Annotated in this window: 18 protein-coding genes; 9 read left to right on the top strand and 9 right to left on the bottom strand. The window is 53.6% G+C overall.

Annotation, left to right across the window (positions count from 1 at the left end):
* Window positions 1–13 precede the first annotated feature (13 nt).
* Window positions 14–2611 carry a bifunctional aconitate hydratase 2/2-methylisocitrate dehydratase gene (acnB, locus tag ACS603_RS08985; protein ID WP_474944123.1) on the bottom strand — a complete coding sequence of 866 codons (2598 nt, stop codon included), beginning with the start codon at window positions 2609–2611 and terminating at the stop codon, window positions 14–16.
* Between the two features lie 916 nt (window positions 2612–3527).
* Between acnB and ACS603_RS08980 the strand changes: the two genes are divergently transcribed.
* Together ACS603_RS08980 and ACS603_RS08975 are read left to right on the top strand one after the other, a co-directional pair.
* Entirely contained in the window at window positions 3528–5114 is a 1587-nt protein-coding gene (locus tag ACS603_RS08980) for a DUF3300 domain-containing protein (RefSeq protein WP_474944122.1), read from the top strand.
* A 10-nt stretch (window positions 5115–5124) separates the two neighbouring features.
* Window positions 5125–5919 (top strand): DUF2950 family protein, encoded by a 795-nt coding sequence (locus ACS603_RS08975; RefSeq protein ID WP_474944121.1) that lies wholly within the window; start codon window positions 5125–5127, stop codon window positions 5917–5919.
* Window positions 5920–5980: 61 nt separating this feature from the next.
* Here ACS603_RS08975 and traT read toward each other — a convergent pair whose 3' ends face one another.
* The 5 genes from traT to pdhR form a co-directional block, all read right to left on the bottom strand.
* Window positions 5981–6712 carry a conjugal transfer complement resistance protein TraT gene (traT, locus tag ACS603_RS08970; protein WP_182059600.1) on the bottom strand — a complete coding sequence of 244 codons (732 nt, stop codon included), beginning with the start codon at window positions 6710–6712 and terminating at the stop codon, window positions 5981–5983.
* Window positions 6713–6907: 195 nt separating this feature from the next.
* A complete protein-coding gene (gene lpdA / locus ACS603_RS08965) occupies window positions 6908–8332 on the bottom strand; it encodes a dihydrolipoyl dehydrogenase (RefSeq protein WP_014068924.1) in 1425 nt (474 codons plus the stop codon).
* 175 nt (window positions 8333–8507) lie between these two features.
* The gene (aceF, locus tag ACS603_RS08960) at window positions 8508–10391 is read right to left on the bottom strand and encodes a pyruvate dehydrogenase complex dihydrolipoyllysine-residue acetyltransferase (protein ID WP_182059599.1); all 1884 of its coding nucleotides are present in this window, start codon (window positions 10389–10391) and stop codon (window positions 8508–8510) included.
* A gap of 14 nt (window positions 10392–10405) precedes the next feature.
* On the bottom strand, window positions 10406–13069 hold the full coding sequence (gene aceE / locus ACS603_RS08955) for a pyruvate dehydrogenase (acetyl-transferring), homodimeric type (protein ID WP_182059598.1): 2664 nt from the start codon (window positions 13067–13069) through the stop codon (window positions 10406–10408).
* Between the two features lie 123 nt (window positions 13070–13192).
* Complete coding sequence (gene pdhR, locus ACS603_RS08950; RefSeq protein WP_014068921.1) at window positions 13193–13957, bottom strand: pyruvate dehydrogenase complex transcriptional repressor PdhR; 765 nt, start codon at window positions 13955–13957, stop codon at window positions 13193–13195.
* 537 nt (window positions 13958–14494) lie between these two features.
* On the opposite strand from pdhR, the gene aroP reads away from it, so the two are divergent.
* The 3 genes from aroP (at window position 14495) to ACS603_RS08935 (ending at window position 18396) form a co-directional block, all read left to right on the top strand.
* Window positions 14495–15865 carry an aromatic amino acid transporter AroP gene (aroP, locus tag ACS603_RS08945; RefSeq protein ID WP_315687925.1) on the top strand — a complete coding sequence of 457 codons (1371 nt, stop codon included), beginning with the start codon at window positions 14495–14497 and terminating at the stop codon, window positions 15863–15865.
* A 167-nt stretch (window positions 15866–16032) separates the two neighbouring features.
* Window positions 16033–17430, top strand: coding sequence for a glycoside-pentoside-hexuronide (GPH):cation symporter (locus ACS603_RS08940; RefSeq protein ID WP_182059596.1), 1398 nt, complete (start codon window positions 16033–16035; stop codon window positions 17428–17430).
* 15 nt (window positions 17431–17445) lie between these two features.
* Entirely contained in the window at window positions 17446–18396 is a 951-nt protein-coding gene (locus ACS603_RS08935) for a glycoside hydrolase family 43 protein (protein ID WP_474944120.1), read from the top strand.
* A gap of 21 nt (window positions 18397–18417) precedes the next feature.
* Here ACS603_RS08935 and ampE read toward each other — a convergent pair whose 3' ends face one another.
* Both ampE and ampD read right to left on the bottom strand, forming a co-directional pair.
* Window positions 18418–19272: a beta-lactamase regulator AmpE gene (gene ampE / locus ACS603_RS08930; protein ID WP_182059594.1), complete on the bottom strand. Its 855-nt coding sequence runs from the start codon at window positions 19270–19272 to the stop codon at window positions 18418–18420.
* Window positions 19269–19832 carry a 1,6-anhydro-N-acetylmuramyl-L-alanine amidase AmpD gene (ampD, locus tag ACS603_RS08925; protein ID WP_182059593.1) on the bottom strand — a complete coding sequence of 188 codons (564 nt, stop codon included), beginning with the start codon at window positions 19830–19832 and terminating at the stop codon, window positions 19269–19271. The genes ampE and ampD overlap by 4 nt, the downstream gene beginning before the upstream one ends.
* Window positions 19833–19919: 87 nt before the next feature.
* Between ampD and nadC the strand changes: the two genes are divergently transcribed.
* From nadC to hofC, 4 genes are all read left to right on the top strand, one after another.
* Window positions 19920–20813: a carboxylating nicotinate-nucleotide diphosphorylase gene (nadC, locus tag ACS603_RS08920; RefSeq protein WP_182059592.1), complete on the top strand. Its 894-nt coding sequence runs from the start codon at window positions 19920–19922 to the stop codon at window positions 20811–20813.
* Window positions 20814–20989: 176 nt separating this feature from the next.
* Complete coding sequence (gene ppdD / locus ACS603_RS08915) at window positions 20990–21427, top strand: prepilin peptidase-dependent pilin (RefSeq protein ID WP_182059591.1); 438 nt, start codon at window positions 20990–20992, stop codon at window positions 21425–21427.
* Window positions 21428–21439: 12 nt separating this feature from the next.
* The gene (gene gspE / locus ACS603_RS08910) at window positions 21440–22822 is read left to right on the top strand and encodes a type II secretion system protein GspE (RefSeq protein ID WP_474944119.1); all 1383 of its coding nucleotides are present in this window, start codon (window positions 21440–21442) and stop codon (window positions 22820–22822) included.
* Window positions 22812–24008, top strand: coding sequence for a protein transport protein HofC (gene hofC, locus ACS603_RS08905; protein WP_474944118.1), 1197 nt, complete (start codon window positions 22812–22814; stop codon window positions 24006–24008). The genes gspE and hofC overlap by 11 nt, the downstream gene beginning before the upstream one ends.
* Before the next feature lie 33 nt (window positions 24009–24041).
* On the opposite strand, the gene ACS603_RS08900 is transcribed toward hofC, so the two are convergent.
* The gene (locus ACS603_RS08900; protein ID WP_446492177.1) at window positions 24042–25085 is read right to left on the bottom strand and encodes a GMP reductase; all 1044 of its coding nucleotides are present in this window, start codon (window positions 25083–25085) and stop codon (window positions 24042–24044) included.
* Between the last annotated feature and the right edge of the window lie 189 nt (window positions 25086–25274).

The raw sequence follows: 25274 nt of genomic DNA, 5'->3' as shown, positions 1-25274 counted from the left end.
GAGAGGGTAGCATTTATACTGCCGTCTGGAAGATAACGCCGTCAGCCTTCTCGGTGTACTGAGAGAGCTGGTCGAAGTTCAGATAACGATAGGTATCCACCGCAGTCTTATCAACCTGAGCAATATAAGTCTGGTACTCTTCCGGCGTTGGCAGTTTGCCAATCAGCGCGGCAACCGCCGCCAGCTCCGCAGAGGCCAGATAAACGTTAGCGCCAGTACCCAGACGGTTCGGGAAGTTACGGGTTGAGGTAGAGACTACCGTCGCACCGTCCGCTACGCGCGCCTGGTTACCCATACACAGGGAACAGCCAGGGATTTCGATACGCGCACCGCTCTTACCGAACACGCTGTAGTAACCTTCTTCAGTCAGCTGAGCGGCGTCCATGCGGGTTGGCGGAGCCACCCACAGACGCGTTGGCAGCTGGCCTTTATGGGTATCCAGCAGCTTACCGGCAGCACGGAAGTGACCGATGTTGGTCATACAGGAACCGATGAACACTTCGTCGATCTTATCGCCCTGAACGTCAGAGAGCAGACGAGCATCGTCTGGATCGTTTGGTGCACACAGGATTGGCTCTTTGATATCCGCCAGATCGATGTCGATCACTGCCGCATATTCTGCGTCAGCATCGGCTTCCAGCAGCTGCGGATCCGCCAGCCATTTTTCCATACCCTGAACACGACGTTCCAGCGTACGACGATCGCCGTAACCTTCTGCGATCATCCACTTCAGCAGCACGATATTAGAGGTCAGATACTCTTCGATCGGCGCCTGGTTCAGCTTGATGGTACAGCCCGCAGCGGAACGCTCAGCGGAGGCATCGGTCAGTTCGAACGCCTGCTCTACTTTCAGATCCGGCAGACCTTCAATTTCCAGGATGCGGCCAGAGAAGATGTTTTTCTTACCTTTCTTCTCAACGGTCAGCAGGCCCTGCTTGATGGCATACAGCGGGATGGCGTGAACCAGGTCACGCAGGGTGATACCCGGCTGCATTTTGCCTTTGAAGCGCACCAGAACGGATTCTGGCATATCCAGCGGCATCACGCCGGTCGCAGCAGCAAACGCCACCAGACCAGAGCCCGCCGGGAAGGAGATACCTATCGGGAAACGGGTATGAGAGTCACCACCGGTACCCACGGTATCTGGCAGCAGCATACGGTTCAGCCAGGAGTGAATAACGCCATCACCCGGACGCAGGGACACACCGCCACGGTTCATGATGAAGTCTGGCAGCGTGTGGTGTGTGGTCACATCAACCGGCTTCGGATAGGCCGCAGTGTGGCAGAAGGACTGCATCACCAGGTCAGAAGAGAAGCCCAGGCACGCCAGGTCTTTCAGTTCGTCACGGGTCATTGGGCCAGTGGTATCCTGAGAGCCCACAGAAGTCATCTTCGGCTCGCAGTACGCACCCGGGCGAATACCAGTTACGCCGCACGCGCGGCCAACCATTTTCTGCGCCAGGGAGTAACCACGGTTACTTTCCGCCACATCTTTCGCCTGACGGAAAACGTCTGAGTGCGGCAGACCCAGCGCTTCACGCGCTTTGGTGGTCAGGCCACGACCGATGATCAGCGGAATACGGCCACCGGCACGCACTTCGTCGACCAGAACGTCGGTTTTCAGCTCAAAGCTTGCCAGCAGTTCGTTGGTTTCGTGGTGACGTACTTCACCTTTGAACGGGTAAACGTCAATCACGTCGCCCATGTTCAGGTTGTTCACGTCCACTTCAATTGGCAGTGCGCCAGCATCTTCCATGGTGTTGAAGAAGATTGGTGCAATTTTGCCGCCCAGGCACAGGCCGCCGCCGCGTTTGTTCGGCACATGCGGGATATCATCGCCCATGAACCACAGCACGGAGTTGGTTGCAGATTTACGGGAAGAGCCGGTACCCACAACATCGCCCACGTAGGCCAGCGGGAAACCTTTCTCCTGCAGGGCTTCGATCTGCTTGATCGGGCCAACGCTGCCTGGCTGATCCGGCTCGATACCTTCACGGGCGTTTTTCAGCATCGCCAGCGCGTGCAGAGGGATATCAGGACGGGACCACGCATCCGGAGCCGGGGAGAGGTCATCGGTGTTAGTTTCACCGGTCACCTTGAAAACGGTCACGGTGATTTTTTCAGCCAGTGCAGGACGGTTCAGGAACCATTCGGCATCAGCCCAGGACTGCATAACCTGCTTCGCGTATTCGTTGCCCGCTTTGGCTTTTTCTTCCACATCGTAGAAGTTATCGAACATCAGCAGCGTTGAAGAGAGCGCTTTGGCCGCAATTGGCGCCAGCTTTTCGTTATCCAGCGCGTCAATCAGCGGATGAATGTTGTAGCCACCCTGCATGGTGCCGAGCAGTTCAATCGCTTTTTCAGGAGTCACCAGTGGGGAGGTTGCTTCGCCTTTGGCAATGGCAGCAAGGAAACCGGCTTTTACGTAGGCAGCTTCATCTACGCCAGGCGGTACGCGGTTGATCAACAGATCTAACAGGAATTCTTCTTCGCCCTTGGGCGGATTCTTCAGCAGCTCGACGAGCGCGGCCATTTGGGTTGCATCTAAAGGTTTGGGTACAATTCCCTCGGCGGCACGTTCTGCTACGTGCTTACGGTATTCTTCTAGCACGACGGTTCTCCTCGCTCTCATTGTCATATTGCGGCATACACAGCGTGTATGTGGGCGAATCTCTTCACGCTCCTGTGACACAGCAGTTTGTAGGGTAAATGCCCGATACCGCGTCGGGCAGCATAGCAGGATTTCTGCACAGTGTTAATCCGTTTACAAAAAAGCAACATTAAAAAATTTGCTGAATCGTTAAGGATGGTGTAGCGGGAAGGCGATTCGAATTTTGGACACAAAAAAACCGCCTTAAAGCGGTTAATTTGTTGCCTTGCGGTGGTAGCACACCGGGCTGGCAGATTTGCGGCAAAACCCCAACGGATTAAATTTTGCCCCAGAGTTCGTTTCCTTGCAAGCCGAAGGTGAAATACTGCGTAGCGCTTTCCTGTTTCGTATGAAAATTAATGTAACTTCACTTCTCATCTTCTGCATCCCCTTTGAATCCACTACTCTTCTTCTCGGCCTGCTTCGCTGGTGTAGCAACCAGTCACCGGGTCCGGGAGCAGTTCCGTAACCTACGTGGCAAAACCCCAACTTGCCTGATTCTGCCTTTCCCGGTGGAGAATGAACCCGCGTAGCCATTATGAGAACGCACGCAATGGAGATGCGAATCACTGCGCTGATCGTTGTGACCGGTTTACTGCTTACTGCACTGCACGGTGGCTGGAACATATCTGACATCACGGTGCTGTTTGTCGTTAACCTCGGCAACTAGCTGCTGGCCGCTCGCAAGAGCGGCCTTCTGAATATCCCAGCGGCTTTTCAACCTTCAGATATAATTGTGTAATAAATGCTCACACTCTTTATCCGGACACTCCGGGTGGTTTCCCAAGAAAAGTCAAAACTGTAAGACACGGGTGAATAATACTCGCGGCAACAGGAACGCCTCACGGCACAGCGCTTGTCTCGTTGGAGTCACTTTATGAAGTTGCCATTTAAGCCACATCTGCTTGTCCTTTTATGCAGTGCCGGGCTGTTTGCCGCCTCTGGCGTTATGTTTGTCAAAAGCCGCGCAACAGAAACCCCCGTCACTCCTGCTCCCGTTGCTCAACAACCTGTAACACCGGCCCCGGCTGCCACACCGGCACCCACAGCGCAAACCGCGCCTGCCACACCGCCAACCTACAGTGCCGCGCAAATCGATCAGTGGGTAGCGCCTATTGCGCTTTATCCTGATGCCCTGTTGTCGCAAATATTGATGGCATCCACCTATCCGGCTAACGTAATCCAGGCTGCGCAATGGTCGAAGGACAACCCTAAAATGCAGGGTGATGCCGCCATTCAGGCCGTGGCCAGCCAACCCTGGGATCCCAGCGTGAAATCGCTGGTGGCGTTTCCTCAGCTCATGTCGCTGATGGGCGAAAACCCGCCGTGGGTGCAAAGTCTGGGCGATGCCTTTCTCGCGCAGCCAAAAGACGTGATGGACTCCGTACAACGTCTGCGTTTGCTGGCTCAGCAAACGGGCGCATTAAAATCTACACCACAGCAGACGGTTACCACCGAGACAAAACCTGCCCCGGCGAAAACCGTGACCACCGAGTCGACAACCACGACTACCACCACAAGCCCAACAGTCATCAAGATTGAATCCGCCGATCCGCAGGTGGTTTATGTCCCCACCTATAACCCCAATATGGTTTACGGGACCTGGCCAAACACCGCCTATCCGCCAACCTATCTCCCACCGACCACCGGCGAGCAGTTTGGCAACAGTTTCGTGAACGGTTTAGGCTTCAGCCTGGGCGTGGCGACCACCTACGCCATCTTCAGCAGCATCGACTGGGACGACGACGATTGGGATCACCATGATCACGATTACGACCATAATGGCGGTTACAACCGTAATGGTGATAACAACATCAATATCAACGTTGATAACTTCAATAAAATCAGTGGTCAGCGTCTGACTGACGCTAACCGTACCTGGCAGCATAACCCGGCTTATCGTGAAGGGGTGCCGTACCCAAATAGCCAGCTTAATAACCGCTTCCACTCCACCAACTCAGCAACGGGGCTGAGCGCAACCCAGCAAAAACCGGTTAATCGCGATAACCAGCGCCAGGCTGCAATGGCGCAGATGGAAAAATCGACCGGGAAAACTTTCCCGCAAACGGCGCGCACCGGCACAAAAGATGCTCAGCGTCAGGCGTCGAATCAGCAACTGAAGCAGATTTCTCAGCGTAATAACTATCGGGGTTACGACACCAACAAAACGCAGACCGCGAAAAAGGCCAACTCTCAGCAGAGAGAGAATCGTAAAGCGACGGCACAAAGACAGGAGCCACGGGTTTCGCAAACGGCACAACAGCGCAATGTGCAACAACGAAATACTCAGCAACGCACAAGCCAGCCGCGTGCCAACGCCCTGAGTGGAAACGATAGCCGCTCCGGGAACTGGCAAGCTCAGCAGCAGCGTGGCGCGCAGAGCCGTCAGGTTGCCTCGCGCAATCAGCCGCAACGACAAGCCTCTGGCGCACGGTCTGAACGCCGTGAAGTCCGTCATCGTTAAGGGAGCCGACATGAACATTAAATTACTCAGCGGATTGGTGTTGCTCATGGTTTCAGCCATCGCGCAAGCACAACAACACTTCGACACTCCGGACAAGGCGACAGACGCACTGGTAAATGCAATCAGCGAGCAAAATGAAGCCGCAATGGGCGAACTGCTCGGGGAAAACTGGCGCGATTTCCTGCCGCCTGAAGGGGTCGATCCTGATGCCGTCGACCGCTTCCTGCGCGACTGGAAAGTCCGGCATAACACAGTAACTAACGGCTATGTCGCACATCTGGTGGTGGGCGATAGCGACTGGCAGCTCCCGATACCGGTCATTAAGACCGCAAACGGCTGGCAATTTGATATCAAGGAAGCTTCCGAAGAGATCCTGACACGTGAAATTGGTCGTAATGAACTCGCCGCTATAGAAGCGCTCCACGCTTACGTGGACGCACAGCAAAGTTATTACGAGATGAACCAGACATATGCGCAGAAAATTGTCAGCTCAAAAGGGAAAAAAGATGGTCTGTACTGGCCCATTACGCCCGGGGAAGCGCCCAGCCCGCTTGGCCCGGCATTCAGCCCGTCAGAGCCTGGGGCCGGCTATCACGGATATCGCTTCCGTATATTGCCCGATAAAAACAACGGCTTTGCGATGGTTGCCTGGCCTGTCAGCTACGGGCAAACGGGAGTGATGAGCTTTGTGATCAATCAGGATGATACCGTTTACCAGCGCGATCTGGGCAAGGATTCAGAGCAAAAAGCCGCAGCCTTAACGGCGTACAGTCCGGATAAATCCTGGGAGCCCGTTGCCCCCTGACTGCTGGCGGCCACGGGTTTTGTAGGCCGGGTAAGGCGAAGACGCCACCCGGCTTTTTAACTTACAGAATATTTGCGACTGATTTTGCCAGCTGGGCTTCCAGCACCGGCTTCGCTTCTTCGAACTTCAGGTTAACTTTGTTGGCGTTAGACACCACGCGGGTCTGATATTTCGCGCGATCACCCTGCTCGGTGCTGGTTTGCAATTTCACCCCGGATGTTCCCTGGCGCAGCGCCGCGATGTTATCAGTGGTGACTTTCGCTTTACTACGCTCAGAGATCTGCAGGTCGGTCACCATGGTGTAGTTCACGTCTTCCACCATTGCATCCGCCGCCATACCAATCAGGCCAGCCGCCAGACCCACGCCCAGCGCGGCACCGGAAGAGTTGCTGTTGTACGCGGTGATACCCGCGCCCAGTGCAGCACCCACAGCAGCACCTTCGTAGCCAGTTTTCAGGTAACCCTGAGATTCACGCAGATCCATTTTGTCCGCTTTCAGAACGTTAGCCTGCACCCAGTAGTAGGCGCCATCAGGGGAGCTGGTCACCTTATAGCCTTTGGCAACAAGATCATTAGCCAGCAGGGTTTGCAGGTTGCTCATGTCTTTATCAGAGGTATTTTTAACCTGGATGTAGACCGTTTTTTCGTTTGATGGCTCCAGCCAGACGGTTTCGCTCATCTGGGTTTTCACTTCCAGATTACGTTTTTTCACCGCTGTGGTCATCGCGCCACACCCGGTCAGCGTCATCGCTGCTGCCACTAAGCCAATCACCGCAACTTTCTTCAAAGACATGTGTTTTCCTTTTTTCGTGTAATAAAGAGTCCAGAACCCCTAAACAGTGCGGCCAGTAGCCACACAATGGTGAAAAAAGTATCGGCAGCCCGACGAAAATTTTTAGCGATAATATCAATAAGATGACTACCAGAATGGGTAGTTTTCAGACAAAAAAAACGCCTCCGAAGAGGCGTTTAGCAATCGTGAAGAAACTTATTTCTTCTTCGCTTTCGCGTTTGGCAGGTCGGTGATGCTACCTTCGAACACTTCTGCCGCCAGGCCCACAGACTCATGCAGAGTTGGGTGAGCGTGGATGGTCAGCGCGATATCTTCAGCGTCACAACCCATTTCGATAGCCAGACCGATTTCACCCAGCAGCTCGCCGCCGTTGGTGCCGACAATCGCACCACCGATCACACGGTGAGTCTCTTTGTCGAAGATCAGTTTGGTCATACCGTCTGCGCAGTCGGAAGCGATAGCACGGCCAGAAGCAGCCCACGGGAAGGTGGCGGTTTCGTAGCTGATGCCTTTCTCTTTCGCTTCTTTCTCAGTCAGACCAACCCAGGCAACTTCTGGCTCGGTGTAAGCGATAGATGGGATCACTTTCGGATCGAAGTAGTGTTTCATGCCGGCGATAACTTCAGCGGCAACGTGACCTTCGTGAACACCTTTGTGTGCCAGCATTGGCTGACCGACGATATCGCCGATTGCAAAGATGTGCGGCACGTTGGTGCGCAGCTGTTTGTCAACGCGGATGAAGCCACGGTCGTCAACTTCCACGCCAGCTTTGCCCGCGTCGAGGTTTTTACCGTTCGGCACACGGCCGATAGCAACCAGCACGGCGTCGTAACGCTGTGGTTCCGCAGGGGCTTTTTTGCCTTCCATGGAAACGTAAATACCGTCTTCTTTCGCTTCAACGGCAGTGACTTTAGTTTCCAGCATCAGGTTGAATTTCTTGCTGATGCGTTTGGTGAAGACTTTAACGATGTCTTTGTCAGCAGCCGGGATAACCTGGTCGAACATTTCAACCACGTCAATATCTGAACCCAGCGCATGGTACACAGTACCCATTTCCAGACCGATGATACCGCCACCCATAACCAGCAGGCGTTTTGGAACGGTTTTCAGTTCCAGCGCATCGGTGGAGTCCCACACACGTGGATCTTCATGTGGAATGAATGGCAGTTCGATTGGACGAGAGCCCGCCGCGATGATCGCGTTGTCGAAGTTGATCACGGTTTTGCCGTTTTCGCCTTCCACTTCCAGGGTGTTCGCGCCGGTGAATTTACCCAGACCGTTTACCACTTTCACTTTACGGCCTTTGGCCATACCCGCCAGACCGCCGGTAAGCTGAGTGATAACTTTCTCTTTCCAGGTACGAATTTTGTCGATATCAGTTTTCGGCTCGCCGAAGACGATACCGTGTTCAGCCAGAGCTTTGGCTTCTTCGATAACTTTGGCTACGTGCAGCAGCGCTTTAGAAGGGATACAGCCGACGTTCAGACAAACACCACCGAGGGTGCTGTAACGTTCTACGATGACGGTTTCCAGACCTAAATCCGCGGCGCGGAATGCTGCGGAGTAACCTGCCGGGCCTGCCCCAAGTACTACGACCTGAGTTTTGATTTCTGTGCTCATCATGACCTCTTAATTTATACCCGTCGTCCACCGGGTCGTTCTATCCGCCCGCAGTTTACAAAATTGTTAACAATTTTGAAACAACAAACGGCTCACGAATTTTCGCTTTCGCCAATAACCTCACAAACCCCATGAGGTTATCAGAAAAAAGCCGGCCGATTGGCCGGCTTTTCGATTACATCACCAGGCGGCGAATGTCGCTCAGGGTGTTATTGATGATGGTAATGAAACGCGCACCATCAGCACCGTCGATCACGCGGTGGTCGAAGGACAGAGAGATTGGCATCATCAGACGCGGCATGAACTCTTTGCCATTCCACACAGGCTCCATCGCGGACTTGGACACACCAAGGATTGCCACTTCCGGCGCGTTAACAATCGGTGCGAAGTGGGTAGTACCCAGGCCACCGATGCTGGAGATGGTGAAGCAACCGCCCTGCATTTCGCCAGCAGTCAGCTTGCCATCACGCGCTTTTTTGGAGATCACGGTCAGTTCACGGGACAGCTCAGTGATGCTCTTCTTGTTCACGTCTTTGAAGACCGGAACAACCAGACCATTTGGCGTATCAACCGCAACACCGATGTTGATGTATTTCTTCAGCGTCAGCTTCTGGCCATCTTCGGACAGGGAGCTGTTGAAGCGTGGCATCTGTTCCAGAGCCGCAGCAACCGCTTTCATGATGAAGACCACTGGGGTGAATTTCACATCCAGTTTACGCTTCTCAGCTTCGGCGTTCTGCTGTTTACGGAACGCTTCCAGATCGGTGATATCGGTTTTATCGAAGTGCGTAACGTGCGGGATCATTACCCAGTTACGGCTCAGGTTAGCACCAGAGATTTTCTGGATACGACCCAGTTCAACTTCTTCGATTTCGCCAAACTTGCTGAAGTCCACTTTCGGCCATGGCAGCATTCCCGGGATACCGCCACCGGTGGCAGCAGCTGGAGCCGCTTCAGCGCGTTTCACCGCGTCTTTCACGTAAGTCTGCACGTCTTCGCGCAGGATACGACCTTTACGGCCAGTACCTTTGACTTTCGCCAGGTTCACACCGAATTCGCGCGCCAGGCGACGAATCAGTGGAGTCGCGTGAACGTAAGCATCGTTTTCAGCGAACTCAGATTTGCCTTCTGCTTTCGCAGCAGGGGCAGCAGCAGGTTTAGCTGCCTGAGCCGGTGCAGCAGCAGGTGCTGGAGCTGCAGCAGCAGCAACAGGCGCAGCGCCTTCCACTTCGAAGATCATGATAAGCGAGCCGGTAGAGACTTTGTCGCCGGTGCTGATCTTGATCTCTTTAACGATACCCGCGAATGGCGCAGGAACTTCCATGGAAGCCTTGTCGCCTTCTACGGTGATCAGTGACTGTTCAGCGGCAACTTTATCGCCCACTTTCACCATCACTTCGGTCACTTCAACTTCGTCACCGCCGATGTCTGGTACGTTAACGTCTTTCGCGCCGCCAGCAACAGCTGGAGCCGCGGCCGCCGGAGCAGCTGCCTGTGCAGGCGCAGCAGCAGGTGCAGCACCCGCCACTTCGAAGACCATGATCAGAGAACCCGTAGACACTTTGTCACCGGTGTTGATCTTGATCTCTTTAACGGTACCCGCGAACGGAGCCGGGACTTCCATAGAGGCTTTGTCGCCTTCTACAGTGATCAGAGACTGCTCAGCCGCAACGGTATCGCCCACTTTCACCAGGATTTCAGTGACTTCAACTTCGTCACCGCCGATGTCAGGCACGTTAACTTCTTTCGCGGCCGCGGCAGCTGCTGGAGCAGCAGCCGGAGCAGCTTTCTTCTCTTCCTGCGCAGGTGCAGCAGCTGCTGCACCGTCGGCGGAATCGAAAATCATGATCAGTTTGCCAGTCTCGGTTTTATCGCCAACAGAGACTTTGATCTCTTTAACGATGCCAGCCTGAGGAGACGGGACTTCCATAGAGGCTTTGTCGCCTTCTACGGTGATCAGCGACTGTTCAGCTTCAACTTTGTCGCCTACTTTGACCAGGATCTCGGTGATTTCAACTTCATCAGCCCCGATGTCCGGTACATTGATTTCGATAGCCATTATTCTTTTACCTCTTACGCCAGACGCGGGTTAACTTTTTCTGCATCGATGTTGAATTTGGTAATTGCATCCGCAACCACTTTCTTATCGATTTCGCCACGTTTAGCCAGTTCGCCCAGTGCTGCTACAACCACGTAAGAAGCATCAACTTCGAAGTGATGACGCAGGTTTTCGCGGCTGTCAGAACGACCGAAGCCGTCAGTACCCAGTACGCGATAATCATCAGCTGGTACGTAAGTACGAACCTGCTCAGCGAACAGTTTCATATAGTCAGTAGACGCTACCGCTGGTGCATCGTTCATCACCTGAGCGATGTACGGAACGCGCGGAGTTTCCATTGGGTGCAGCATGTTCCAGCGCTCACAATCCTGGCCATCACGCGCCAGTTCAGTGAAGGAAGTTACGCTGTACACATCAGAACCTACACCGTAGTCGTTCGCCAGGATCTGTGCCGCTTCACGTACGTGACGCAGGATAGAACCGGAGCCCAGCAGCTGAACTTTGCCTTTGCTACCGGCAACGGTTTCGAGTTTATAGATACCTTTACGGATACCTTCCTCGGCACCTGCTGGCATTGCCGGCATGTGGTAGTTTTCGTTCAGCGTGGTGATGTAGTAGTAAATGTTCTCTTGTGCTTCACCGTACATACGGGTCAGACCGTCGTGCATGATGACAGCCACTTCGTACGCGTAAGACGGGTCGTAAGAGATACAGTTAGGGATAGTCAGAGACTGAATGTGGCTGTGACCATCTTCGTGCTGCAAACCTTCGCCGTTCAGGGTCGTACGACCGGAAGTACCACCTACCAGGAAGCCGCGAGCCTGTTGGTCGCCTGCCTGCCAGCACAGGTCACCGATACGCTGGAAACCGAACATGGAGTAGTAGATGTAGAACGGGATCATTGGCAGGTTGTTGGTGCTGTAAGAGGTCGCAGCAGCCAGCCAGGATGCGCCAGCACCCAGTTCGTTGATACCTTCCTGAAGGATCTGACCTTTTTCGTCTTCTTTGTAGTATGCAACCTGCTCACGGTCCTGCGGGGTGTACTGCTGGCCGTTCGGGCTGTAGATACCGATCTGACGGAACAGACCTTCCATACCGAAAGTACGCGCTTCGTCAGCGATGATTGGAACCAGACGATCTTTGATCGACTTGTTCTTCAGCATGACGTTCAGGGCACGAACGAAAGCGATAGTGGTAGAAATTTCTTTGTTCTGCTCTTCCAGCAGCTGAGAGAAGTCTTCCAGCGCTGGCAGTTCCAGTTTCTCGGTGAAGTTAGGCTGACGAGCTGGCAGGTAGCCTTTCAGCGCCTGACGACGTTCGTGCAGGTACTTGTGCTCTTCAGAACCTTCCGGGAAGGTGATGTAAGACAGGTTTTCTACCTGCTCATCGGTCACTGGAACGTTGAAACGGTCGCGGATATGACGCACGCCGTCCATGTTCATTTTCTTCACCTGGTGAGCGATGTTTTTACCTTCTGCGGTATCACCCATGCCGTAACCTTTGATGGTGTGGGCCAGGATTACAGTCGCTTTACCTTTGGTGTCCTGCGCTTTTTTCAGTGCAGCGTAGACTTTCTTCGGATCGTGACCACCACGGTTCAGGGCCCAGATCTGCTCATCAGTCCAGTCTGCAACCAGCGCTGCGGTTTCAGGATATTTGCCGAAGAAGTGCTCGCGAACGTAGGCACCGTCTTTGGATTTGAAGGTCTGATAGTCACCGTCAACGGTTTCGTTCATCAGCTGGATCAGTTTACCGCTGGTATCTTTACGCAGCAGCTCATCCCAACGACCGCCCCACATGACTTTAATCACGTTCCAGCCAGCACCGCTGAAGATGCCTTCCAGTTCGTTGATGATCTTGCCGTTGCCGGTTACCGGACCATCCAGACGTTGCAGGTTACAGTTGATGATGAAGCACAGGTTGTCCAGCTTCTCACGGGTTGCGATGGTGATCGCACCTTTAGATTCTGGTTCATCCATTTCGCCGTCGCCCAGGAAGGCGTATACGGTTTGCTCAGAAGTATCTTTCAGGCCACGGTGTTCCAGATATTTCAGGAATTTAGCCTGGTAGATCGCACCGATTGGACCCAGACCCATAGAAACGGTCGGGAACTGCCAGAATTCTGGCATCAGTTTAGGGTGCGGGTAAGAAGACAGACCTTTACCGTGAACTTCCTGACGGAAGTTGTTCATCTGCTCTTCAGTCAGACGACCTTCCAGGAATGCACGTGCATAGATGCCCGGAGAGATGTGGCCCTGGAAGTACACCAGATCGCCGCCGTCTTTCTCGTTAGCTGCACGGAAGAAGTGGTTGAAGCACACTTCGTAAACGGTTGCAGAAGACTGGAAGGAAGCCATGTGGCCGCCCAGTTCCAGGTCTTTCTTGGATGCGCGCAGAACGGTCATGATGGCGTTCCAGCGAATTGCAGAACGGATACGACGTTCCAGATCCAGATTGCCCGGGTATTCCGGTTCGTCTTCGACGGCAATCGTGTTTACGTAGTTGTTAGCCCCTGCACCTGAAGCCACTTTCACACCGCCTTTACGGGCTTCAGAAAGCAGCTGATCAATCAGATACTGAGCACGCTCAACACCTTCTTCACGGATGACCGATTCGATCGCCTGTAGCCAGTCGCGAGTTTCGATCGGATCCACGTCATTTTGGAGACGTTCTGACATGGGGGTATTCCTTATCTATCTAATACGTTGATTTGTCTGGAACCTGTCCCATTGTATTTTCGCCAGAAAACACAATAAGACAGGTTCTGCGTTTAGTTGCCGCGCTCTAAAAAAACCTGGCGCTTAATCCTTTCGTTGCTGTATGCGGCGTAATGAACGTTCGCGACGCGATTGTTCACGGCTGCGGTCCAGCAAGATTTCCTCAATGAAAGCCAGATGTCGGTGCGACGCTTCGCGCGCCTGCTCCGGTTCCCCGGCCATTATCGCCTCGAATACTCGGGTGCGATGGTTGCTGACCAGCGGAAGCATTTCCCGACGGGCATACAACAATTCAAAATTCTGACGAACGTTCTGGGCCAGCATCGGCTCCATGCAGCGAAGCAAGTGCAGTAAAACCACATTATGTGCTGCCTCGGTGACGGCGATTTGATACTGGACGACGGCATCGGACTCGGCGTCTAAGTCGCCGGACTGCTGTGCCCGTTCAATGGCCTGATGCAGTTCGCGGATACGCACGCGATCTTCATCAGTGCTGCGAAGGGCGGCGTAATAGGCCGCAATACCTTCAAGCGCGTGACGGGTCTCAAGCAGATCAAACTGGGATTCAGGGTGGTCAGAGAGAAGTTCTACCAGCGGATCGCTGAAGCTCTGCCACAGGCTGTTTTGCACAAAGGTTCCGCCGCCCTGGCGACGAAGCAGCAAGCCCTTTGCTTCGAGGCGTTGGATTGCCTCACGCAGCGAGGGACGGGAAACGTCGAACTGTTTTGCCAGCTCGCGTTCAGGCGGGAGTTTTTCACCAGGGCGCAGTGTCCCTTCGAGGATTAAAAACTCCAGCTGCTGCTCAATCACATCGGATAGTTTTGGTTGGCGAATTTTGCTGTAGGCCATATTCCCTGTCTTACGCCTTTTTGCCCGGAGTCAATTGGTCTTACCAATTTCAAGTTCGTATCGCTAAAGTAACAAAGTATTCACCTTCTGTCCATATTGGTTTTGATTGAAATCAGTAAACCCTGCACATTTTAACAACCTTACAGAAATAACGTTTCAGAAATGTAACTTTGCACAAAAGAGTTGGTTACCCACAAAGAGGCAGTTTTAACCTTAATGAAACGAGGTGTTTTGCAATCTGAAGCGATTCAACAACGCAAATAATGAAAATTCGCCCACTTACGGAGCATTTTTATTCTATAGGTTGGGGTAGGAAGGATTTACAGGCCAATTTACAAATGCTTTCTTTTTATTCAACTCGTCATCAGCCCTTCATAAAGCAGGTGCATTCACGGGCGCTTACCACTATTCTTGCGCTTACGGAAGTCACCTCCGCTTTTTTCGGTCTCGTTAACCGTAAAGAATTAAATACAGAAAACGGATATTCATAATTACACACGCACAGCGTGAACATAACAACCACACACGAGGTTTCAAATGGAAGCTCAACAGCACGGCGATCAGCTAAAGCGCGGCCTTAAAAACCGCCACATTCAGCTCATCGCATTGGGTGGTGCTATCGGTACCGGCCTGTTTCTGGGAAGCGCATCCGTTATCCAGTCTGCCGGCCCTGGCATTATTTTGGGTTACGCAATCGCGGGTTTTATTGCCTTTCTGATCATGCGCCAGTTAGGTGAAATGGTGGTTGAAGAGCCTGTAGCAGGTTCATTCAGCCACTTTGCATATAAATACTGGGGGAGCTTCGCGGGTTTCGCTTCCGGCTGGAACTACTGGGTGCTGTACGTTCTGGTTGCCATGGCTGAGCTTACCGCCGTGGGTAAGTACATTCAGTTCTGGTACCCGGAGATCCCAACCTGGGCCTCTGCTGCGGCCTTCTTCGTCATCATTAACGCCATCAACCTGACCAACGTGAAAGTGTTCGGTGAGATGGAGTTCTGGTTTGCCATCATCAAAGTTATCGCCGTTGTGGCCATGATCATCTTCGGTGGCTGGCTGCTGTTCAGCGGTAACGGTGGCCCACAGGCCACGGTACGTAACCTGTGGGAACAGGGCGGATTCCTGCCGCACGGTATGAGTGGTCTGGTGATGATGATGGCGATCATCATGTTCTCTTTCGGCGGGCTGGAGCTGGTCGGTATCACCGCCGCTGAAGCCGACAACCCGGAGCAGAGCATCCCGAAAGCCACCAACCAGGTTATCTACCGTATTCTGATCTTCTACGTGGGTTCACTGGCCGTGCTGCTCTCTCTGCTGCCGTGGACGCGTGTTACCGCAGATACCAGCCCGTTTGTGCTGATCTTCCATGAGCTGGGCGATACCTTCGTGGCAAACGCCCTGAATATCGTGGTGCTGACCGCTGCGCTGTCCGTTTACAACAGCTGCGTATATTGCAACAGCCGTATGCTGTTTGGTCTGGCTCAGCAGGGTAACGCCCCGAAAGCACTGCTCAACGTCGACAAGCGCGGCGTGCCGGTAAACACCATTATCGTCTCGGCTGTTGTGACGGCGTTGTGCGTGCTGATTAACTACCTGGCCCCGGAATCGGCTTTCGGCCTGCTGATGGCACTGGTGGTTTCAGCTCTGGTTATCAACTGGGCAATGATCAGCCTGGCGCACATCAAGTTCCGTCGCGCCAAGCAACAGCAAGGTGTGGCGACTCGCTTCCCGGCCCTGCTTTACCCACTGGGTAACTGGGTGTGCCTGCTGTTCATGGCGGCGGTACTGGTCATCATGCTGATCACCCCGGGCATGGCAATTTCTGTGTACCTGATCCCGGTATGGGTTGCGATCCTCGGCGTGGGCTATCTGGTTAAACAGAAAAATAGCAACGCGGTGAAAGCACACTAATCAGCCCTTCCACTCTGCATGCCTTTTCAGGTATGCAGAGTGTTGTTACCTTCCTCACACATTCCCGCCAACAGCAATTTTATCCATATCACCGACCTTATATTGCAACGCAAAAATTCCTTTGCCAGCAAATAATTCTCTCCATACCGAAACCCGGAGAGCAGTCAATGGATAACAACAAACTGTCAGTAAAAGAAAAGATCGGCTATGGGATGGGAGACGCCGGATGCAATATCATCTTCGGCGCCATCATGTTGTTTGTTAACTATTTTTATACAGATATTTTTGGTCTGGCACCTGCGCTGGTCGGCGTATTGCTGCTGTCCGTTCGCGTCATTGATGCCGTAACAGACCCTATCATGGGGGCTATCGCTGACCGTACCCGCAGTAAATATGGTCGGTTTCGCCCATGGCTGTTGTGGATAGCCTTCCCCTATGCGCTGTTCAGTATCCTGATGTTCACCACGCCAGAGTGGAGCTATAACAGCAAAGTTATCTATGCCTTTGTCACTTATTTCCTGCTGTCGCTAACCTACACCGCCATCAATATTCCGTACTGCTCGCTTGGCGGGGTGATTACTAACGACCCTAAAGAGCGCGTTGCCTGTCAGTCTTATCGCTTCGTGATGGTCGGTATCGCGACGCTGCTGCTGTCACTCACGTTGCTGCCGATGGCCGACTGGTTCGGCGGGGACAACAAAGCCAAAGGCTATCAGATGGCCATGACTGTGCTGGCGTTGATTGGCACCTGCATGTTCCTGTTTAGCTTCTCGACCGTGCGCGAGCGTATCCGCCCGGCAGTACAGACCAACGACGAACTGAAAAACGATCTTAAAGACGTGTGGAAAAACGACCAGTGGGTGCGCATTCTGCTGCTCACGCTCTGCAACGTCTGCCCGGGTTTTATCCGCATGGCCGCCACCATGTATTACGTGACCTGGGTGATGGGCCAGAGCACCCACTTCGCCACCCTGTTTATCAGCCTGGGGGTGGTCGGCATGATGTTCGGCAGTATGCTGGCGAAGGTGTTAACTGACCGCTGGTGTAAGCTAAAAGTCTTCTTCTGGACCAATATCGTGCTGGCGATTTTCTCCTGCGCGTTTTACTTCTTCGACCCGAAAGCGACAACCACCATCATGGTGCTCTACTTCCTGCTGAATATCGTGCACCAGATCCCTTCCCCGCTGCACTGGTCGCTGATGGCCGATGTGGACGATTACGGCGAGTGGAAAACCGGTAAACGCATCACCGGGATCAGCTTCTCCGGCAATATTTTCTTCCTCAAACTGGGGCTGGCGATTGCCGGTGCAATGGTGGGCTTCCTGCTCTCCTGGTACGGTTACGATGCCGGGGCAAAAGCGCAAAGCGCAGACGCCATCAACGGTATTGTGCTGCTGTTCACGGTGATTCCAGGCGTCGGGTATTTGATTACCGCCGGTGTGGTGCGTTTGCTGAAGGTTGACCGTGAAACCATGAAGCAGATCCAGGAGGATCTGGAAAAACGCCGCGCTAACTATCGCGAGCTGAACGATTATCAGGAACTCGAAGCCGCTGAGACGAAATGAAATAAGGAAAGCCGAATGCAAACCTGGCCAAATCCGTTTATCGAACAACGGGCCGATCCGTACATTTTGCATCACGAGGGGCAATATTATTTTATTGCCTCCGTGCCGCAGTACGACAGACTGGAGATCCGCCGCGCAGACTCGCTGGAAGGACTGCGCAGCGCCGATGAGGTGGTTGTCTGGCGTAAACCCGACACCGGCCCTATGAGTGAGCTTATCTGGGCGCCGGAACTGCATCACATTGACGGCAAGTGGTACATCTATTTTGCCGCCACCCATACCCGGGCGCTCGATAAGCTCGGGATGTTCCAGCATCGCATGTTCGCCCTGGAGTGCGCCGACCCGGATCCACTTACCGGAAAATGGCAAGAAAAGGGGCAGATTAAAAGCCAGTTCGACACCTTTGCGCTGGATGCAACCACGTTTGTGCATCAGGGAAAACGTTGGTATCTGTGGGCGCAAAAAGCCCCGGATATCTCCGGTAACTCCAACCTTTATCTGTGTGAAATGGAGAATCCCTGGACGCTCAAAGGCCAGCCGGTAATGCTCAGCAAGCCGGATTTTGACTGGGAGTGCCGCGGATTTTGGGTTAACGAAGGCCCGGCAGTGCTGGCGCACAATGACAGGCTATTTATCAGCTACTCCGCCAGCGCAACCGACAAGAACTACTGCATGGGGCTATTGTGGATTGATATGAACGCCGATCCGCAAAACCCGGCGAACTGGCAGAAATCACCGCGCCCGGTATTCACAACCAGCTACGAAAATCGCCAGTATGGACCGGGGCACAACAGCTTTACGCAAACGCCGGATGGGGAAGATGTACTGGTGTATCACGCACGTAACTACACTGAAATTGAAGGCGATCCGCTTTACGATCCTAATCGCCATACCCGCCTGAAGCTTGTCCGCTGGGATAAAAACGGGATGCCTGATTTTGGCATCCCGCCTGCTGATACGCATTAACCGAAGTGACGGCGCGCTGGGTTACACCAGCGTGCCGTAAATGGTCAGCAACGCCACGACCACCACGACTACAAAGGATGTTTTCTTCGCCATCGACACAGCCGCTTTTGGCGTCTCTATCTTGTCGGTGTGTGGCTCACGCGCCAGAGAAAACTGCGCCAGGCGCGTTAACACCTGATACTGCGCAGTATGGCGGTCAGCCAGAGAGGCAAACCACGCTGGCAGCGCTTTTTCACCGTGACCAATCAACGCATACACTACCCCGACAAACCGCACCGGGATCCAGTCAAGCACATGCAAAATGGCATCAATCCCGGATTGCAGCCGCTCATGTGGGGTGAGGTATCGGGCAAGCCAGGACTGCCAGGCACGTAAAAATGCATAACCCATCAGTAAGACAGGGCCCGACGGGCCACCCACCACAAACCAGAACAACGGTGCCAGATAAAAGCGGAAGTTAATCCACAGCAGGGCATTTTGCAGCTCGCGAAGAAAATCACGCTCGTCGCAATCAGGCGGAACGCCGTGGATCATGGTGAGCTCGCTCGCCATTGCACTTCGCGCATGGGCATCATCCCGTGATGCTGCCTTCAGATAAGCGTGATAATGCAAACGGACTTTACCCGCGCCGATACACAAAACGCCGAGCAGGATCCACACCACCAGCAACGGCACATTGAAAAAGAGGCCGTGCAGCGAGCGCAACAGCAGGAAAGTTATCAGCATCACGCCTGCGGTCATCAGCAGCGTGCGGAGCAGGGAAAAGTGTTTGATACGACGGAAGAGGACTTCCAGCCGGTGATCCAGTTGCCAGTGTTCACCGAGCTTGAACAGACGTTCCGCAACGATAACCAACAGCATGGTAAACAGCGTCATGTTATCTCCTTATCTGACGATGCGGTAAGCATGGTGTGAAACCGCGACCAGTCGAATGCCGGGCCGGGGTCAGTTTTCCTTACCGGAGCAATATCACTGTGCCCCGTTATATTATCGACTATCGCAGGATACAACCCGATAAGGGTCTGCGTCACGGCAACCAGTTGCTGATACTGCGCATCGGTATACGGCGTCGTATCAGTACCTTCCAGCTCGATCCCGACTGAAAAATCATTACAGCGTTCGCGCCCCTGATAAACCGACACCCCCGCGTGCCAGGCGCGCTTATCAAAAGGAACATACTGGACAATCTCCCCATCACGACGGATCAGACAATGAGCCGATACGCGCAAATGGGCAATTTCTGCAAAAAAGGGATGAGCATTGGGATCAATCGTTCCCGTGAATAACGCATCGATCCACGGACCGCCAAACTCACCCGGCGGAAGACTAATGTTATGAACCACCAGCAGTGAGGGCTGTTCATCCTCCGGGCGGCAATCGTGGTGCGGCGAGGGCACATGCCGCGCATCCACCAGCCACCCGTTCTCTAACAACATGCTGGAACTCCTTCTGTATGGTGCTATTACTCGGTTCAGAGTAGCATGTTTCAATATTATGATTCGTTACCATTTTGGAGTTTTATCATGCCGCCTCGCCGCTACAACCCCGACCACCGACGTGACGCACTTCTGGAACGTATTAACATGGATATTCCGGCAAGCGTTGCCCATTCTTTGAAAGAAGACCTGGGCGGCGACGTCAATGCCGACAACGATATTACCGCACAATTATTGCCAAAAGAGACACACTCGCACGCCGTCATCATTACCCGTGAAGACGGTGTATTTTGCGGAAAACGCTGGGTTGAAGAGGTCTTTACTCAGCTTGCGGGTGACGATGTTCAGGTCACCTGGCATGTTGAAGATGGCGACGTCATTACCGCAAACCAGCCGTTGTTTGAGCTTGATGGCCCTTCCCGTGTGCTGCTGACCGGTGAACGTACCGCGCTGAATTTTGTGCAGACGTTGTCAGGCGTAGCCAGTGAAGTGCGCCGCTACACCGATCTGCTGGCAGGCACGCGTACCCAGTTGCTGGATACCCGTAAAACGCTGCCAGGCCTGCGCACAGCCCTGAAATATGCGGTGTTATGCGGCGGTGGCTCGAACCATCGTCTGGGTTTGTCCGACGCCTTCCTGATTAAAGAGAACCACATTATTGCTTCTGGCTCCGTGCGTCAGGCGGTGGAAAAAGCCTTCTGGTTACACCCGGATGTGCCGGTTGAGGTGGAAGTGGAGAACCTGGAAGAGCTGGATGAAGCCATCAAGGCCGGGGCGGATATCATCATGCTGGATAACTTCGAAACCGACCAGATGCGCGAAGCGGTAAAACGCACTGACGGCAAGGCACAGCTTGAGGTATCCGGCAACGTGACGTTTGAAACAATCCGCGAATTCGCTGAAACGGGTGTCGATTTCATCTCCGTTGGCGCACTAACTAAACACATCCGCGCACTCGATCTCTCAATGCGCTTTAAGTAATACCGCCTTTCCCCTCTCTGCCCGGAGAGGGGAAATACGAAGCCGCTCGCAACTCTGTTGTCCCGCACTGCAACCCCGCATTAATTCGCTGAAAGCGCCTTCACACTTCCTTTTTTGCCACTCGTCTGTGCTCCTCCTCGCTGCCACAGTAGCGCCACTTTTTCTAAGGAGCAGATATGAACAGACAACATGGATTCACGCTGATTGAGTTAATGGTGGTCATCGGCATTATTGCCATATTAAGTGCGATCGGCGTACCCGCTTACCAGAACTACCTTCGAAAAGCCGCGCTAACCGACATGCTGCAAACCTTTATCCCGTACCGCACCGCCGTTGAGCTTTGCGCCCTGGAGCACGGCGGCGTAGAGAGTTGCGATGGGGGAAGTAATGGCATCCCCTCGCCCGTTACCTCTCGCTATGTTTCCGGCATGAGCGTGACAAAAGGCACGATTACACTCACAGGACAAGAAAGCCTGAACGGCCTTGACGTCAGCATGACGCCAGTTTGGGACAACAGCAACGGTATGACCGGCTGGACACGGACATGCAGCATCGCGAACGACATCGCGCTTAAGCAAGCCTGCGAAGACGTCTTCCGCTTCAACAGCAATTAACAGGAGCGGCTGATGAATACGGAACAACTGATGGCGCTCTGTCAGCGCTACCATGCGCAGCTGCTCACAAGCGATGCCACTATGGTCAACATAGCAGTGGTGGGTACGCCTGCCGCAGAGCTGATGGAAGCCTTACGTTTCGCGACGCAAAAGCGCATTGATATTGAATGCTGGACGAGCGAACGCATGGAAAAACACCGGCAGCTGGCATCGCAATCGCATCTGCCTGTGGCATCAACGGCCCACTCCGCTGTGGATATTCTCAACCGCACGCTGTTGCAGGCCATGCATCAGAGGGCATCAGATATTCATATTGAGCCGTCGGAACACGACTGCCACATTCGCCTGCGCATCGATGGCGTACTCAACCCACACACAACCCTCAACGCCGGGTTGGCAACCTCGCTCACGGCGCGGCTAAAAGTGCTGGGCAACCTGGATATTGCGGAACGGCGTCTGCCCCAGGATGGTCAGTTTACGGTCGAACTGGCAAACGAACCGGTCTCTTTTCGTATCGCTACCCTGCCCTGTAGCGGCGGCGAGAAAATCGTTCTGCGCCTGCTACAGCAGGAGCAACAGGCTCTGGATATTGCACAACTGGGCATGAGTGCAGAACAGCAGGCTCAATTTACCGAAATGCTCCGCCAGCCACAGGGGTTGATCCTGGTTACCGGGCCAACGGGGAGCGGTAAAACCGTCACCCTCTACAGCGCCTTGCAAACGCGTAACACGCCGGATGTGAACATTTGCAGCGTTGAAGATCCTATCGAGATCCCGCTTGCAGGCCTCAATCAGACCCAAATAAACCCGCGAGCCGGGCTCACCTTTCAAAGCGTATTACGCGCCCTGTTACGCCAGGATCCCGACATTATTATGGTGGGTGAAATTCGTGATGGTGAAACGGCAGAAATTGCCATCAATGCCGCACAGACCGGGCACCTGGTGCTCTCCACGCTTCATACAAATTCGACGACAGAGACGCTGATCCGTTTGCAGCAAATGGGTGTCGCTCGCTGGATGATCTCATCTGCACTTTCTCTGGTGATAGCACAGCGACTGGTTCGCCGGTTGTGCCCCCATTGCCGACAGGAGGGGCAGACCAAAGCCGTATTGCCTCTCACACTTTGGCCGCGAGAGCTACCGCAGTGGCGACCAACCGGGTGCGATCGTTGCTATCACGGATTTTATGGCCGCATTGCTCTGTTTGAGGTTCTGACCATCGACAACGACCTGCGCCAGGCCATTTCCAGTGGTGCCGCAATTGAGGTTATCGAAGCAAGCGCCCGGCAGACCGGGATGACAACCCTGTTTGAACATGGCTGTATGGCGGTCGAGCAAGGGCTAACCACCGTGGAAGAGCTGGTACGCGTGCTGGGAATGTCCAATGGGGGCTAATCAGCTCTGGCGCTGGCGGGCGCTTACAGAAGAGGGCGAGTTACAAAACGGAGTGATGTGGGCCATCAATCGTGAAGCCGCATTTACGGCATTAATGCGAAAAGCGCTACATCCTTTGACGCTGATACGCTGTTCGCAGCGTCGTCGGTGGCAGTCTCAACACTGCTATGACGTTTTTCGGCAGCTCGCGACGCTTCTGAAGGCAGGTCTTACGCTGTCTCACAGTCTTGAGATGCTGGCGCAGCAACACCCTGTCACGCAGTGGCAGGCACTGTTGCAAAGTCTGGCTGACGATCTTCGCGAGGGATGTGCCTTGTCTGCAGCGTTAAAAAAATGGCCAGAGGTATTCAGCCCGCTCTACGTTTCAATGGTGAAAACAGGCGAGCTCACGGGCAAGCTGGAAGAGTGTTGCCGCCAGCTCGCACAACAACAAAAATCGCAGCAGCTGCTTAATACGAAGGTGAAAAAAGCGCTGCGCTACCCGGTAATAATCCTGACGCTGGCCGTTGTCGTTGTACTGGCGATGGTCACGCTGGTCTTGCCAGAATTCGCGGCCATCTACAGAACATTTAATACCCCTCTGCCGCTGTTAACGCAGATGGTAATGGGACTGGCAGCGTTAATTCAGGAATGGGCGATTATTCTGGCTGTATTAGTGCTCGTTCCGCCCGCCGTTATTTACCGTCTTCGGCGGTATCCGCGATGGCAGCGCGTGAATCAGCGAATAGTCCTGCATTTACCCATTATGGGCGCACTGGCCAGGGGGCAAAAACTGGGGCAGATATTTACCGTGTTATCACTCACGCAGCAGGCAGGTATCGCTTTTTTACAAGGTCTGGAAAGTGCGGAAGAAACCGTTGATAACCCATTCTGGCGGGATGTGATTCAGGGAATGCAGGAGAAAATCGAACAGGGAACGCCGGTCTGGTTAGCATTTCAACATACTGCGGTGTTTACACCACTCTGCATTCAGTTGATACGTACCGGGGAGGTATCCGGAGCTCTCGATATCATGCTGGAGAATCTTGCACATCACCACACGGAGCAAACGCTCCAGCAAGCAGACAACCTGGCGGCACTACTGGAGCCAATACTGTTGATTGTGACGGGAGTCATAATCGGCACGCTGGTGGTCGCGATGTACTTACCGATTTTCCATCTGGGGGATGCGATGAGTGCGGGTTAGTGCTGGCGCGCGGTTGTGCGCCAGCAAGAGCCATCAGAGGCTATTGAATACGCGGTTTTCCTGCTCCTGAACGCGGATAAACGTGGTGCGTTTAGTCAGCTCTTTCAGGCGTGAAGCCCCAACGTAGGTACAGGCTGAGCGCAGGCCACCGAGAACATCGCGCGCCGTATTCTCGACAGGGCCGCGCAGTGGCAGCTTCACGGTTTTACCTTCTGCTGCACGATATTTTGCCACGCCACCCACATGACGGGTCATCGCGGATTCAGAGCTCATACCGTAGAACAGCATAAATTTCTCGCCGTTCTCTTCAACCACCGTGCCGCCACTCTCTTCGTGACCTGCCAGCATTCCGCCAAGCATCACGAAATCGGCACCGCCACCAAAGGCTTTAGCCACATCACCCGGCATGGTGCAACCACCGTCGCTGATAATCTGGCCACCAAGACCGTGGGCTGCATCGGCACACTCAATCACCGCAGAAAGCTGCGGGTAACCCACGCCGGTTTTTACACGCGTAGTACACACGGATCCCGGGCCAATACCCACTTTCACGATATCCGCACCGGAGAGGATCAGCTCTTCACACATTTCGCCGGTCACAACGTTACCCGCGATAATGGTTTTGGTCGGCCAGGCCGCACGCGCTTTGCTGACGAACTGCACGAAGTGCTCGGAATAACCATTCGCGACATCAATACAAACAAAATTCAGCGCCGGGTTTGCCGCCAGGATCTGTTTGGTCTTTTCAAAATCCGCATCGGATGTACCGGTAGAAACCATGACATGCTTAACAACATCGTCAGACGCTGACGCCACAAAGGCATTCCACTCTTCAGTGCTGTAGTGCTTATGCACGGCGGTGAGGACATCAAATTTTGCCAGCGCAGTTGCCATTGCGAAGGTACCCACAGTGTCCATGTTGGCCGCAATGATTGGCACACCAGACCAGGTCTGACCGGAATGTTTAAAGGTGAATTGACGTTCGAGTTCAACGTCTGAGCGACTTTTCAGTGTAGAGCGTTTAGGGCGGATGAGAACGTCTTTGAAACCTAACTTCAGATCTTCTTCGATACGCATGTGCGGATTCCTGGGGTTAGAGGCAAATATGTTAAAAGCACAACTCCAGTGACGCTATCATACGCACTAATACCTGCTCCGCAAGACTGCGAAATTCTCTTTTTTTACGCTACAATCCTATAAATTTACCTGGTAGAAAGCAGGTAAAGAGAGTTAACCATTCGCTGCTCTAAGTTTAAATTTTAAGCA

The sequence above is a fragment of the Enterobacter sp. Li2LvB3 genome (genome assembly GCF_056156645.1).
Note: the sequence above shows the minus strand (reverse complement) of the source record. Positions and strands in the feature narration are given on the sequence as shown.